This window comes from Sulfurimonas sp., from assembly GCF_026988655.1.
Classification (GTDB): Bacteria; Campylobacterota; Campylobacteria; order Campylobacterales; family Sulfurimonadaceae; genus Sulfurimonas.
Map to the genome: position 1 here is coordinate 48180 of NZ_JALSKT010000074.1, position 14156 is coordinate 62335.

Below are 14156 nucleotides of genomic sequence, written 5' to 3' on the forward strand. Positions count from 1 at the left end.
AGAAATAGAATGAGAAAAGCCATAGCTTTAATGATAACACTTTTTTTTATTATGGCAATAACATTAAGTCTTGGCATCGGTTTGAAGTACGTTAAAGAAGGCGCACAAAGTGTGAATTCTGAACAGTTTATCTTGCAATGTAGAAGTTTACTAGATGACCTTATCACATTACTAAAAACATCACCAGATATTGCTGCAATCAATTCAGCAGATACTCTGACTTTATTTCTGGCACAGGCTTCATTTATACCGCTTAATAGTAATGATGTGAATGTTATTATTGAGATTGAAAGTGCACGATCAAAAATAACTCCTGAACTTTTTAAAAATCAAGAAAAAAGTGAAATAATGCGAAGTTTTTTCTCGACAAACGCAGTAAATCCAGAGTATGTGGATATTTTACATGATTTAATGAATGGTATAAAAGAAGATGGTGCATACAATACAGATATTTTTAATGACAATCCTTATCTTTTTAGGGATTATATCGCTTCAGCTAAACATTTAGAAGAAGCACAAAAGTTTTATGAAGAACGCTTTCATGATGAGGCTCTAAGAAAGATTGATCAAAGCAAACTTTTTTATCTCTCACAAGAGACAAATGCAACAAATTATAAAGTTGATCTTAACCATGCGACACCTTTGGTATGGGAACTTCTTTTAGGCTGTGATAAAGAAAGAGCAAAAGTCTTATATGCGAATGAAGGTCTTTACACATCACAAAATGATCTGCTTTTAAGTGAAGATGAAAATCTCTCTTTGCAAAAATTTCGTCAAAATATTAGTTATTATGAGCCATATATAGCTATAAAAATAAGGATTATGCATAAAAACCAAACAGCAAATATCAGTTTTGAGTATAATTTAGAATCTAAAAAGGGGTCTAATTTTGTTTTGGAAGTTTAAAGGGCAGGTTGATACAGTATTTGTAGATAGCAATTCTGCTAGTTTCAAGGTAGATAAGAGTGTGAACGTTATCTTATCCCCTGCATTATATTGGGTGAAAAAAGTTTCACTTCCAGTTAAGTCTATGAGAGAAGTACGTTCACTGTTGGAGTCACTTTTTGAAGATACTCTTCCTGAGGGAAATTATAGTTATACTGCTTATAAAGAGGGCGAAGAGTATCTGATTTTTGCATATGAAGATAAAAAGATTATTGACATTTTGAGTGATAAGGGGATTGCACAAGGGCAGATAAATGCAGTATATTTCGCGCAAAGCGAATTGAGTAATCTCAAGAGTCCTAAAAAGATAGATAAAGAGAGTGTACTTTTAGTTAAAGATGCAATAGTTGTGCTTCTACCTGCTGCACTTATCGAAGCAGATGAAGTCTTGGATGTAAGTAATTTATCTCTCTCAAAACATACTATAAGACTGAAGCAATTTGGACATTTGGTTAATGATAAAAGCCTTTACACTATCGCAGCTCTTTTTCTTGTGTTGATTATTCTTATACTTAGTGAATACTTTATAACACAAGCAAAAGTTGAAAAAATTCAAACGCAGCAAAGTGAGCTTTTTACTCTTTATAAACTCAAACCAACAATGTTACAAAATCGTTCTATGCTCAAAGAGTATGAAAAGATTTACAAAACCCAAACAAAGCTTCGTGAAACACTCTCGGTATTGCTCGGTTTGTCTCTACAAAAAGGGCATGCTATGAAACTGTTGGCTTACAAAGGAAAAAAACTTAATGTTGTTTTTAGTGGTCTTAAAGCAGGTCAAGAGAAGTATTTGATTACTGCGTTTAAACGCAGTAAACTTCAATATACAGCAAAATTTAAAGACCAAAATTGGTATGTGGAGTTTTCATTATGAATCGTATAAATCCTATTCACATTGCCATTTTACTTGTAGTTATTTTACTTTTTAGTATTCTTAAGTTAAATGCAGCAAAAGAAGAACTGAGTCTTGCAAAAAGTTCATATAAAGAGACACTAGCCTTAGCAGTAAAACTTGATGGGCTTAAACGAAATTATTTTGATAAAATGAAAGTACAAAATGAGCTTGGACGAATTTTACGCAAGCCAGCTCTACGTTCAGCAAATATAGTCAAAAAAGTTAGCAAGTCTAGCATTATTTTAAGCTCACAAAATATAGATCTTAAAGCTTTAAATACATTGCTAGGAAAAGTACTCAATGCAACTTTTTATATCTCAGAATTGAAGATTAAACGCTTGAGTGAGAAAAATGCATCTTTAAAAATGGAGATAAAATGGTAAAAATAGTAAAGTTTTTTGGCTATGTCACTTTTTTTCTCTTGGCACTTATGTATTTTACTCCCAAAGAGAGTGTTTACTATTTTGCTGAAAATGAGTTAAAAAACTTTAAAGTGATAGTCTCAAATGAAGTAGTAATGGATAAAGGTTTTACCTTGGAGTTGAAAAATATGGATGTTTATGTTGCTTCAATTGAGAGTGCAAAGATAAATGAAATGCAAGTAGCTCTTTTTGGTTTATACAATAAAGTTGAAGCAAAAGATATTGAGCTAAGTTCAGTTGCCGCTTCTTTTGTTCCTCTTAAAATAAGTGATGTTACTCTTGTCTATACTGTGATAAATCCTCTTCATATTGAGCTAAACGCAGTAGGTGAATTTGGTGAAGCTCATGGGGTAGTTAATGTATTGGATAAAAATCTTAGTTTGATACTGAAGCCATCGAAGTTAATGCGTACGAGTTACAGAAAAACATTGCGAAATTTAAGAAAAAAAGCAGATGGGGAGTATGAATATGTCCAAAATTTCTAACTCATCACTTATTGGTATCTTGATTCGATTGCTCATCCTTTTAGCGGTGGCAAAAGCAATAGCACTTGCTTTATGGTGGTTCCTTCCTGCAGAGGGTGTAAATCTCAAAGAAGATACTAATTTTAAACCAGAGTATCAACGGGTAGATTTTAAAAATATGTTAGAGCCAAACACTGCTTCAAACGCAGTAAATACGAAAAAAAGCCAAACAAATACAGAAGTAGGTATCAATATCACCAACATGGTGCTTAAGGGCTTATATGGAAACAAATCAAAGGGTTTTGTCATTGTAGCACTCAAATCAAATCCAAAGAAAACGAGTATAGTCTCCGTTGGAGAAGTGTATTCAGGCTACAAACTCAAGTCGATTTTAAGTAACAGTGTTATCTTTACAAAAGCGGGTGAAGAGTTTGTTTTGAAGATGCCTATAGCTAAGACAAATTTAAGTTCGGGTGTGAGTTCTGTCGTTAGCCCCGTTGCAAGTGGCAAACCTTATGTCGTTACTCGTCGGGATATAAAATATTATGAAAAAAATCCAAATGAAATATGGAAAGATATTGCAATAGCGGAAGTGAAAAATGGCGCAAAGATAGAAGGTTTTAAAGTCCTAAGAGTGAGAACAAACTCAAAAATGGATAAACTTGGTCTCAAGCGAGGTGATGTAATCATTCGAGCAAATAATGTAGAGTTAACCTCTTACAAAAAAGCATTTGATTTATACACTAAAATAGATAAGATAAAAACACTGCAACTTGTAGTGATGAGAAATAACGAAGAGAAGGAATTAATATATGAAGTTCATTAGAATAATATTTTTGGTAAGTAGTTTGGTATTTGTATTGTCTGCGAGAGAGCAGGTCAATGTAAATTTTTCAAATTTAGCAGTGGGTGATTTTATAAAACTTATCTCTAAAATTACAAATAAAAATATACTTGTAAATAATAAGATAAATGGAACAGTAAACTTTATCAGTACGAGTCCTATATATGATGATGAATTGATGAGTATTCTAGTCGCAGTTTTGGAGTCAAAGGGCTACACTTTAGTACAAAATGGCTCAATTTTTGAAGTCGTTCGCTCAACTGAAGCTGCAAAACATAATGTAAAAGTCTTACCAAGCTATACAAAACCATCAGGTGCTTTGATGGTCACACAAGCCATAAAAGTAAAACATGAAAATGTAGATATAGTGGCTGCAAAGATTCGTTATCTTATTTCCAAAACTGCAAAACTTATGACAATGAAAGAGAACAATACGCTTCTTATCACAGACTATCCTAAAAATATCGAAACAATTAAAACGATCATTAGAGATCTTGAAGCTAAAAAAGAACTAATCGTTAAAATTTTTAAAATTAAGCATACAGAGGCGAAAAAAGTGCAACAAAAAGTTGCAAATATCTCAAAGTCCATCTTTAATCCTAAAGTAAAATCTGAAGAGGTTGAGATACTACTTGATCAAAATACAAACAGTATCATTGTCGTAGGACGAAAACAAAATGTACAAAAGGTTGCAATCTTAATCAAAAAACTTGATGTTGAGTCTAGTATCAACCAAAGTGTGCAAATCTTTGAGCTGAAAAATTCAGATTCAAAATCGGTACTTAAAAGTTTAAATGACATCATTGCAAAACAGGTATTTGCAGATCCTTCTATGAAACCAAACATCTCGGCGAATGAAGAGATAAATTCTATTATTATCCTAGGAGACCCTACTATTATCAAAGGTATGAAACTTATTATTGATGAGCTAGATAAAGAGAAGTATCAAGTGTATGTGCAAGCGAGAATTATTGAGATAAATAAAAACAAAGCTTCTAATTTAGGTGTTAAGTATGGTTTTGATGGCGGTGTTTTAACCTCAGAGGGATTGTATTCATTTGCAAGTAATTTTGGTGGAGGACCAGTGCAAGGCATTGTTGGAACTTCTTTGGCAACATCACTCGTTGGCGCTGGTGTGACACAAGGTTTTGCTCTTGGTGCAGCGATAGATTTTTTACAAACACATGGGGCATCAAAATCGATTTCTAATCCCTCTATTCTTTGTGTAAATAATAAAGAGTCTTCTATTTATGTTGGAAAAACCATTTCTGTGTCTAGTGGTACAGTGACTTCAACAAGTGGAGTGACTGGAGTAACGAGTAGCTATAAGCGTGAAGATGTTGGTTTGACTCTAAAAATAAAGCCTCGCGTTTCTTCAAATGATAAAGTTACACTTGATGTAAGTGTAATTTTAGAAAGTGTTCTTGATGATGGTTCTAAAAATGCAACAGGACAGCCTATAACATCTAAACAAGAAGTATCAACGCAGGCAATTTTACGTCATGGTGAGAGCATCATTATCGGTGGACTTGTAAAAACTACTGAACTGACTTCAGTGAGTAAGATTCCTCTGTTAGGCGACATTCCCTTTATAGGAAAATGGCTCTTTTCGTCTGAGTCTACTGATGATCAACAAGATAATTTAGTCGTTATTTTAACACCATATGTGATAGATAAAAGTGAAAAACTCTCAAAACTACAAAAAGATTTAGGTATGCTTTCTCGTCTTCAAAAAGAGTATGATTTAAAAGTATTTGAGAAAGTGGTAAAAGAGAGTATAGAAGTGAAAAAGGACTGAGATGTTAAACCTTGAGCCCATCCATAACCTTTCTCTTGATGTCTACGAACCTGAGGGAATTGCAACAGAACTTAGCGTAAAAAACTTTCTTCTTTTTAGTGAGTATAACAATCAGGTTGCTGCATTTATTTGTGAACGTTATCTTGTTGAGGCAAGTAACTTTTATACAAAACTTGAAAAGCCCTATCCTCTGTATATGCTTGATGAAGATTCTTATGACAGACTTTATAATCGTTTTTTAGAACTAAGGACTGATAAAACGATGGAGAGTATGCAAGAAGAAAATGAAGATGAAGAGGAGGACATCTCTTTAACTGATTTTTTACGGACTTCTTCGGATATTTTAACAAGTGAAGAGTCGGCTCCTATTATTAAATTTGTTAATGCTCTTTTTTATCAAGCGGTGAAAAAGCGTGCTTCAGATATTCACATAGAAGTACAAGAAAAACGTGGAGAAGTTCGTTTTCGAATCGATGGAATGCTAGTAAAAAATGCTGATCTTGATAAAAAAATAGTTAATCTCATCGTGAGTCGTATCAAGGTTATCTCTAATCTTGATATTTCAGAAAAAAGAATTCCTCAAGATGGACGTACGCAGATTAAGATTGCAGGAGAAACGCTTGATATTCGTGTTTCTGTTTTACCAACATTTTATGGCGAACGTGTTGTTATGCGACTCCTAATGCAGAGCTCTCAAATCCCACACATTGATGAGCTTGGTTTTCATCCATCGCTTATTGGTGATGTCAAGAAACTTATCCGTTCCTCTCATGGAATTATCCTTGTAACTGGACCGACGGGGAGTGGTAAAACAACTTCTCTACACTCTTTCTTGCGTCAAGTTGAAGATCCGAGTATTAATATCCTTACAGTTGAAGATCCTGTGGAGTATAAGTCTGATTCTATTTCACAAATTCAAGTAAATGAAAAAGCGGGGCTTACTTTTGCTTCTGCTTTGCGTTCTATCTTACGTCAAGATCCTGATGTTATTATGATAGGAGAAATTCGTGATGAAGAGACTGCAAACATTGCTGTTCGTGCAGCCCTCACGGGTCACCTTGTTTTTTCAACGCTTCATACAAACTCAGCAGCAGCAACGATTTCGCGGCTTGCTGATATGGGGATAGAGCCTTTTTTAATCTCCTCTTCTTTGCTTGGAATATTAGCACAAAGACTTGTGAGAACACTCTGTAATGAATGTAAAGAAGAAGACACAATTGCTGAAGAATTTGCAAATGATTATGGACTTGATAGTGGTGCCATAATTTATAAGGCACATGGTTGTAAAGCTTGTAATTATACTGGTTACAGTGGTCGTCGCTCTATTGGTGAGTTAGTTGTAATGAACGATAAAGTCAAAGATATGCTCAAAACAACAACAGATGAACATACTATAAAAGTAGCTTTAGTTAAGGATGGTTTGCAAACCATCTCTATGCAGTTAAAAGATATGCTTTTAGCGGGTGATACTTCACTTGATGAAGCTATACGTATCGGCTTAGGTGATGACTAAAAAGAGTTCACGCAGTGCTTTTACCCTCATTGAGGTAATGGTCGCTGTTATGATAATCTCAGTTGTTATTATGGCACTTATTCGTATGTACTCTAACAATACTTTCCTTTTTAGTTCTTACAAAAAACAAAGTCAAGCAAATCAGTATCTCTCTTTACTTATAGGAAATAAAGATTATGGTTTTGAAAATAAAGAAACTTATCTTTATAATCTTGCACAGGAATTTGACATGGATAAGCAACTGCGTCGTGAACTAAAAAATCAAAAAGTAAAAGTTATTTATCAAGAGTTACAAACAATTGATTTGAGTGAAGATGAAAATGCAAGTGGAACTAACATTGTACTTGAACTTGGCAATTCAGTACTCAACTTTGGTGAGAGTTCTGCTGCTATGTTACGGTTGCGTGTACAATGAAAAAGTTTAACAGAACTGCGTTTACTCTTATTGAGATGCTTGTTGCAATTAGTATCTTTTCTATTATGATGTTGTATCTTTATAAGACCTATTCGACAGTAAATATCTCTAATGACAACCTCAAGGTTGAAGCAAATAAGATAAAAACAATAGAAGCTCTCAAGAAAGTAGTTTTTTTAGACTATTCTCTAGCTCTTTATAAGCCTAATGAAATTATTACAATTGACAATAGAGAAAGTAATGAAGATTTTATTCATTTTCAAAGCTCTCACTCTATTCATAGAAGAATTAATCCTTATATAATATATATGGTAAAAAATAAAAAGCTCTACCGTTTGGAGTCACTTAAAAAGATATCAAGCTATGAAATGTCAAGTGATGCAGAGTTTGATATTGATTTTCTTGGAGACGTGAATAGTTTTAGAGTATATAAAAGTACGAATAAAAATGTAGTATATCTTATAGCGATTAACTTCAAGAAGATGGGAAAGGTTCTTCTGAAGGTAAAACCGCTGAATGAATACTAAAGTTCTAAACAGTCGGCTATCGAGTAAAGACCTGCATCTTTGTTTGTGAGCCATTTTGCAGCTCTTAGAGCACCTTTTGAGAAAGTGTTTCTAGAAGTAGCTGTATGGTTGAGCTCGATGAATTCACCATCATTGTAAAAACCAACTGTATGACGACCGACGATATCGCCACCACGAAGTGCCATAACTGCTATCTCATCATTAGAGCGCTCACCTATATTTCCATCTCTTCCGCTTACTCTTACTTTATCTAAGTCCAAATTACGTCCTGCTGCAGCAGATTCTCCTAGAGTTAAAGCAGTTCCACTTGGTGCATCTTTTTTGTGGCGGTGGTGCATCTCAACAATCTCGATATCAAAATCTTCAAGCGCAGCTGAGGCTTGATAAACAAGCTTGTTTAGGAGTGCGACACCTAAAGACATATTTGTAGCATAGAGGACTGGCATAAGCTCACTTGCTTGCTTGAGTAAGTTTAATTGATGTTGGTTCAGTCCGGTTGTACCTATCACCAAAGGTTTTGGTGTTTTAATCGCCTCTTCAAGAAGAATTTCACAAGCCTCAGGCAGTGAAAAATCTATGACAATATCACAAGCATTTAAAAATGAATGCATATCTGAAGTAACTAATAACGAGGGATCAATTGTAAAATCAAGTGTGTTTCTAACAAACACAGTGCTGAGGCTCATCTCCTCAGTTTTTTTTAAATCTTCAATAAGTAGTTTCCCGACTCTTCCACTTGCCCCAAATACACCAACTTTTATCATTATTTAGCCTTCAATTTTTTTTCTAATAATACCAAACATTTTGTAGGTTTTAGTTTAATAACTCATCAACATATGAAATTACACTCAGAGCTGCTACAGCACCATCACCAGCTGCACTTACAACTTGTTTAGGCGCTTCTATACGCATGTCACCTGCAGCAAAAAGCCCAGGTAGAGAAGTCTTCATGCTTAAATCAACGATGACTTGTCCTTGTTCATTGACATCACACAAAAATGTTCCGTCTTCTTGTATAAGTGTTTGATTGTTTACATCATTTCCCACAAAAGTAAATACACCAGGAACTCCGATATCTTGAATATCTCCCTCATTATTTTTTACCTTTATACCATTGACACCACTTGCATCTCCGTAGACCTCTTGGGGTACAGAGTTTAAGACTAATTCTATCTTTTCATTTTCTTTGACTCTTTTTACAGTATTTGGTGCAGCGCGAAATGTATCTCGTCGGTGGATAAGATAGACTTTAGAGCATATTTTTGCAAGGTAGAGAGCTTCTTCTAGAGCTGTGTCTCCACCACCCACTACAGCCACTTCTTTACCTTTGTAGAAAAATCCATCACAGGTAGCACAGGTACTGACTCCACGACCAAAAAATTCATCTTCACCTTTAAAGCCTGCACGACGAGGAGAAGACCCTGTACAGATAATAGCGCTGTGTGCTTGGATAGTCGTGTCATCACTTTTGGTAATTGTAAAGATATCTCCCTCTTTGGAGAGTCTGCGCACTTCAGCCATATCATGGATAAGACCAAATTTTTGACACTGCGCAGGCCATGGCATCATTAAATCCATGCCTGTGATATCGCCTGTGACACCAGGATAGTTTTCTATTTCAGAACTTTGTGTAATTTGACCGCCAGGCATTCCTTTTTCAAACATTGTCACATTTTCAAGTCCACCACGTGTCGTATAAAGTCCAGCAGTCAGACCAGCTGGTCCTCCACCTATAATTGCACAGTCTAAAATCATTTTTGTTTCCTTTATAGTGTATTAATCTCTCTTGAGAGCTCTTTTAAATTATCGAGTTTTCGTATCATACTATCTTGTTTATAAAGAGAATCTTTTACTCTTTTTATAAAAAAGATAGAAGGAGCGTTATAGATGTTGAAACGTTGGATGAATTTGAGTGAAGTATTTGTTCCACTACGTAAAAAGGTTGTATATTTACTGTTTGCTCTTGCTGTGTTGTAGTAATCAATAGCTAAAATAGGAAGGTTGAGATTGAGTTTTGCTAGCATATCCATAGTTCCTCTTTGGCGTGATGAATAAAAAACTACAATGTACTTCTGTTCTTTTGCTTGAAAGATGTCACTTTTTTCATAGAAAACAAACTCTTTAAAGTCGATAAATTTATACTCTGAAAACTTATAGTTGAAGTAAGCAAAAGCGAGTGCAATGAGAGCTGCACCAAAAAACGAAGCGAGGAGAGTAGAAAGAGAAAAGAGACTTTTGCCTCCTTTTCTTGCTCTACTCATAGGTTTACAATTACGCTAATAAAGCGTCGATTTTTTCTGAAAGAGCTTGTTTAGATTGTGCTCCAACGATTTGATCTACCATTTCTCCATTTTTGAAGAACATGATAGTTGGAATAGAACGGATACCGAATTTTACAGCAATGTCTTGTTCTTCATCTGTATTTACTTTACAGATTTTAGCTTTTCCATCATAATCTTCAGCTAATTCTTCAATTACAGGAGCAATCATACGACAAGGTCCACACCATGGAGCCCAAAAGTCTACAAGAGATACACCCTCTGCAAGTGTTGCTTCAAAATTTGCACCAGTTAATTCTATATATTTACCCATTAGTAAATCCTTTTTGTTGTTAGTTAAGTAAGTATTATACAAATGAAATGATTAAAGCTAACTTTAGAGATAAATTATTTTTTTAATTTATATTTTTCAATAGTTTTTGTATCATTCTACAAAAAAATATAGAAGGTAAAATATGGAGTTAAAAATTACGAAAGGTGAAATTGATATAAGACCATCAGTTGCGAAGCCACATCCCGGCTTTTATCATGAAGTAGGTGAAGAAAGATTTAGAAAACTTGTTTTTGATCACTACGAGTCAATTAAGAGTAGCGATATAGCTTTTTTGTTTCCTATATTTGATGATGATGATTTTGCTGAAGCACAAAAACATGCGGCAGATTTCCTTATAGAGATCTCAGGTGGACCAGATTTTTTTACACAAAGTAGGGGTGAACATCAAATGGTTGGGCGTCACGCACCATTTCGCATAGATGAAAAAGCGAGAGAAGTTTGGCTTGAGCTTTATATTCCACTACTTCAAGAGTTAGAAAAAGAAGGAATTACTACACAATATATAGAATCATTTTGGAATTATCTCAACATCTTTTCTATGTGGGTAGTAAATACAAAATCAGAGTAGAAAAGTTTTTAGGCTTAGAGTTCTAAAAAGTGTAGTTTTCTCTCTTTAAAATAGGCACATCGCGTATAGCCAACCTCTTTAATTAATTTCATCACTTGATCATTGTAGAGTCCGACTTGTTCGGGCTTGTGTGCATCTGAAGAGAGCGTGATAGGGATACCGAGCCTAAAGGCTTCTTGAAGTAATTCTTGTGAAGGGTAAGCTTCAGCGACTGGCTTTCTGTATCCTGCTACATTTATCTCTATGACCATTCCAGCCTCTTTGATGGCAAGAAGAGCATTTTTTGCGATGATTTTGATATCTTTTGTTGGCATAAATTTAAAAACTTTGATAAGGTCTAAATGCCCGACAATATCAAAAAGCCTACTCTTTGCCATTGCTTCTATGGCATTAAAATATTTTTGCCAGATTTCATTAATGTCTTCATGCTCATATCTACCGATAAACTCAGGGTTGTCAAAGCCCCATTCTTCTATAAAATGCACCGAACCAATGAGATAGTCAACTACTGCGTTTAGTACTCTCTCATCCATGTGTCCAGGAAGAAAATCGACCTCATATCCAAGTAAAATTTCTATTTTATCTTGATATTTTGTTTTTGCATCGAGAACATCTTGCTCATACTGCTGCATATCTTCAAATTTCATGCGATACTCAGGATCAAAATCCATAGGTGCATGGTCAGAAAAACCAAACACTTTTGTACCTTGTTTTATAGCTGCGTTTATGTACTCATCTATTGAGCCCTCGGCATGATTACAAAGAGGTGTATGGTTGTGTAAATCTACTATCATATTTTTTCTCGTATTAGATATTTTATGCTATTATAGTGAAAATTAATAAATTAAGTGCCTGACAAGAATAAATGACAAAATTCAATGAGAAAAGAAGCTATAAGATGTGAGGCAAAAATACGCAGGAGCTACTAGTAGCTTCAAGTGTTTTTAACGAAGCAGATTGTAGCTTATTTTCTCACCCGTAGGGCAAACTTTAAAAGGATTATCTTTAGCGTTAAACTTCATTCAACGATACTAGTATCGCCAAATAAAGTTTGCCTTGAATCTAAACCTTTTAAAGCTTGTTGAATATGTTGTTTATTTTTGTCAGGCACTTATTCAATTTTGGAGAACATTACATGACTCAAGAAGAACTTGACGCACTTATGAGCGGTGGGATAGAGATGGATGATGAAGTATCAGAAGATGAAACGCTAGAGGGTGATGAACTTCTTGAGAGTGAAGAGTCTGAGGCTGGAGATACTCTTGCTGAAGATGAGAGTGCTGTGCAAACAGTAACAGAGGATGACGATAAAGATGATTTAGCTGCAAGTATAGAAGCAGCAGAGCTTCCTTTGCCGGCAACTGATGAAAATAAAATGGTGCATCAGTTAGATGATGTGACCAAAGAGAGTGAAGAAAAAGCGAGTGAAATTTTTGACATTATTGAGGGAATTAGCTCTGATTTGATGGAAAAGGAAGAGACTCTTAATGCAATTGTAGAGGTATTGAACTCCAACGTAGCATTATTTAAAAAGTTACTTGCAAAATTTCCTGATATAGAAACTTTTCAAACGCAGCTCGAAGCAAATGAAAAAGCACTTGTAGGTGCAAGTACAACGATGGAGTCTTTGCAAAATAGTGGTGATGCCATCATGAATGTTATGGACATTATGCAGTATCAAGATATTCATAGACAAAAAATTGAAAGGGTTGTGAATGTTATGCGTTCACTTTCTCGTTATATGAGTACGCTTTTTGAAGGTAAAATAGAGGATGAAAAACGTGTATCATCTGCAAAACATATTGTGGGTGATACAAGTACAGATGTGGCTTCGACAGATGATATTGAAGCTTTATTAGAAAAATTTGGACAATAATGAATACGAAAAAAGTAGAACTACTTTCTCCTGCGGGAACTTTAGAAAAATTAAAAATCGCACTTGATTTTGGTGCTGATGCAGTATATGGTGGAGTGAGTCATTTTTCGCTTAGAATTCGCTCTGGAAAAGAGTTTAGTTTTGAAGACTTTGAAGAGGGAATAAAATACGCACATGAGAGAGGGAAAAAAGTCTATGCTACTATAAATGGTTTTCCTTTTAACTCACAACTCAATCTCTTAAAAAAACATATCATAAAGATGGGTGAACTGAAGCCTGATGCTTTTATAGTTGCAACTCCGGGTGTGTTGAAACTTTGTCATGATTTGGTTCCTGATATGCCACTGCACCTTTCAACTCAGGCAAATGTGATGAATGTACTTGATGCACAAATATATCATGAAATGGGTGCAACGCGTATCATTACAGCTCGTGAAATTTCTTTACGTGATTTACAAGAGATAAAAGAGGTATTGCCTGATTTGGAGCTTGAAGTTTTTGTTCATGGCTCTATGTGTTTTGCTTATAGCGGACGTTGTCTTATTTCAACCCTGCAAAGTGGTCGTGTACCAAATCGTGGGAGTTGTGCAAATGATTGTCGATTTCCTTATGAAATATATGCAGCCAATCCTGAAACAGGTACACTCTTTAAGCTTGAAGAGGATGAGGGTGTTGGGACATATATCATGAATTCAAAAGATTTGAATCTTGCTTCACATATTAAAGAGATTTTAGATAGTGGTGCTGTTGATTCTATCAAGATAGAAGGGCGTACAAAAACAGCCTATTATGCAGCTACTACAGCAAAAGCATATAGAATGGCGATAGATGATTATTATGAAGATAGAGTTGATAGTGATAGGTACCAATATGAACTTCAATCACTACAAAACCGTGGCTATACAGATGCTTATCTTGTATCTCGTCCATTTGAAAAGCATGATACCCAAAGTCTTGATTTTTCTATGCAATATGGAACACATCAAGTAAGCGGTGTCGTAAACCCAGAAGGAACACATTTTTTATGTAAATATAAAACAGTCCCGGGTGATGAGATGGAAGTTGTGTTCCCTCTTGGGAGTGAAGTAGCAGTGGTAGATAATGAAATAGGCTCTACGTATGAAAAAGATGGTAAATTTTTTATGAAACTCAAACAGATTAAAGCAGAAAATGGAAAAATTTGGGATGAGGTTCATAGTGGAAATGTAAACCCGATAGAACTGCCAACAACATTCCCTGCGTTTACATTTTTTAGAGTTCCAATAAACGCGTAAAT

Annotated in this window: 17 protein-coding genes; 12 read left to right on the forward strand and 5 right to left on the reverse strand. The window is 34.9% G+C overall.

The window, feature by feature from the left end; translation table 11 throughout:
* Positions 1-9 precede the first annotated feature (9 nt).
* The 9 genes from MV052_RS08030 to MV052_RS08070 are packed head-to-tail and all read left to right on the forward strand — an operon-like array spanning position 10 to position 7823.
* Positions 10-906: a hypothetical protein gene (locus MV052_RS08030; protein ID WP_297442915.1), complete on the forward strand. Its 897-nt coding sequence runs from the start codon at positions 10-12 to the stop codon at positions 904-906.
* On the forward strand, positions 890-1819 hold the full coding sequence (locus MV052_RS08035) for a hypothetical protein (RefSeq protein WP_297442918.1): 930 nt from the start codon (positions 890-892) through the stop codon (positions 1817-1819). Before MV052_RS08030 ends, MV052_RS08035 begins: the two co-directional genes overlap by 17 nt.
* Complete coding sequence (locus MV052_RS08040) at positions 1816-2223, forward strand: hypothetical protein (protein WP_297442922.1); 408 nt, start codon at positions 1816-1818, stop codon at positions 2221-2223. The genes MV052_RS08035 and MV052_RS08040 overlap by 4 nt, the downstream gene beginning before the upstream one ends.
* On the forward strand, positions 2217-2747 hold the full coding sequence (locus MV052_RS08045; protein ID WP_297442925.1) for a hypothetical protein: 531 nt from the start codon (positions 2217-2219) through the stop codon (positions 2745-2747). The genes MV052_RS08040 and MV052_RS08045 overlap by 7 nt, the downstream gene beginning before the upstream one ends.
* Positions 2731-3552 carry a hypothetical protein gene (locus tag MV052_RS08050; RefSeq protein WP_297442928.1) on the forward strand — a complete coding sequence of 274 codons (822 nt, stop codon included), beginning with the start codon at positions 2731-2733 and terminating at the stop codon, positions 3550-3552. Before MV052_RS08045 ends, MV052_RS08050 begins: the two co-directional genes overlap by 17 nt.
* Positions 3539-5368: a secretin N-terminal domain-containing protein gene (locus MV052_RS08055; RefSeq protein ID WP_297442931.1), complete on the forward strand. Its 1830-nt coding sequence runs from the start codon at positions 3539-3541 to the stop codon at positions 5366-5368. Before MV052_RS08050 ends, MV052_RS08055 begins: the two co-directional genes overlap by 14 nt.
* A 1-nt stretch (position 5369) precedes the next feature.
* Entirely contained in the window at positions 5370-6881 is a 1512-nt protein-coding gene (locus tag MV052_RS08060; RefSeq protein ID WP_297442934.1) for a GspE/PulE family protein, read from the forward strand.
* Complete coding sequence (locus tag MV052_RS08065; protein ID WP_297442936.1) at positions 6874-7296, forward strand: prepilin-type N-terminal cleavage/methylation domain-containing protein; 423 nt, start codon at positions 6874-6876, stop codon at positions 7294-7296. The genes MV052_RS08060 and MV052_RS08065 overlap by 8 nt, the downstream gene beginning before the upstream one ends.
* Positions 7293-7823 carry a prepilin-type N-terminal cleavage/methylation domain-containing protein gene (locus MV052_RS08070; RefSeq protein ID WP_297442938.1) on the forward strand — a complete coding sequence of 177 codons (531 nt, stop codon included), beginning with the start codon at positions 7293-7295 and terminating at the stop codon, positions 7821-7823. Before MV052_RS08065 ends, MV052_RS08070 begins: the two co-directional genes overlap by 4 nt.
* Here MV052_RS08070 and dapB read toward each other — a convergent pair.
* The 4 genes from dapB to trxA are packed head-to-tail and all read right to left on the reverse strand — an operon-like array spanning position 7820 to position 10415.
* Positions 7820-8587, reverse strand: a complete 768-nt coding sequence (gene dapB / locus MV052_RS08075) for a 4-hydroxy-tetrahydrodipicolinate reductase (RefSeq protein WP_297442940.1) — start codon at positions 8585-8587, stop codon at positions 7820-7822. The genes MV052_RS08070 and dapB overlap by 4 nt on opposite strands.
* Positions 8588-8636: 49 nt before the next feature.
* Positions 8637-9575 (reverse strand): thioredoxin-disulfide reductase, encoded by a 939-nt coding sequence (gene trxB, locus MV052_RS08080; protein ID WP_297443025.1) that lies wholly within the window; start codon positions 9573-9575, stop codon positions 8637-8639.
* A gap of 14 nt (positions 9576-9589) precedes the next feature.
* A complete protein-coding gene (locus MV052_RS08085; protein ID WP_297442943.1) occupies positions 9590-10084 on the reverse strand; it encodes a hypothetical protein in 495 nt (164 codons plus the stop codon).
* Between the two features lie 10 nt (positions 10085-10094).
* Complete coding sequence (gene trxA / locus MV052_RS08090; RefSeq protein WP_297442946.1) at positions 10095-10415, reverse strand: thioredoxin; 321 nt, start codon at positions 10413-10415, stop codon at positions 10095-10097.
* A gap of 142 nt (positions 10416-10557) precedes the next feature.
* Between trxA and MV052_RS08095 the strand changes: the two genes are divergently transcribed.
* Complete coding sequence (locus MV052_RS08095) at positions 10558-11004, forward strand: globin (RefSeq protein ID WP_297442949.1); 447 nt, start codon at positions 10558-10560, stop codon at positions 11002-11004.
* 14 nt (positions 11005-11018) lie between these two features.
* Here the strand turns inward: MV052_RS08095 and MV052_RS08100 are convergent, their stop codons facing one another.
* Positions 11019-11798 carry a histidinol-phosphatase HisJ family protein gene (locus tag MV052_RS08100; protein WP_297442952.1) on the reverse strand — a complete coding sequence of 260 codons (780 nt, stop codon included), beginning with the start codon at positions 11796-11798 and terminating at the stop codon, positions 11019-11021.
* 341 nt (positions 11799-12139) lie between these two features.
* On the opposite strand from MV052_RS08100, the gene MV052_RS08105 reads away from it, so the two are divergent.
* Positions 12140-12880 carry a chemotaxis protein gene (locus tag MV052_RS08105; RefSeq protein WP_297442955.1) on the forward strand — a complete coding sequence of 247 codons (741 nt, stop codon included), beginning with the start codon at positions 12140-12142 and terminating at the stop codon, positions 12878-12880.
* Positions 12880-14154: a peptidase U32 family protein gene (locus MV052_RS08110; RefSeq protein ID WP_297442958.1), complete on the forward strand. Its 1275-nt coding sequence runs from the start codon at positions 12880-12882 to the stop codon at positions 14152-14154. Before MV052_RS08105 ends, MV052_RS08110 begins: the two co-directional genes overlap by 1 nt.
* Positions 14155-14156: the final 2 nt, after the last annotated feature.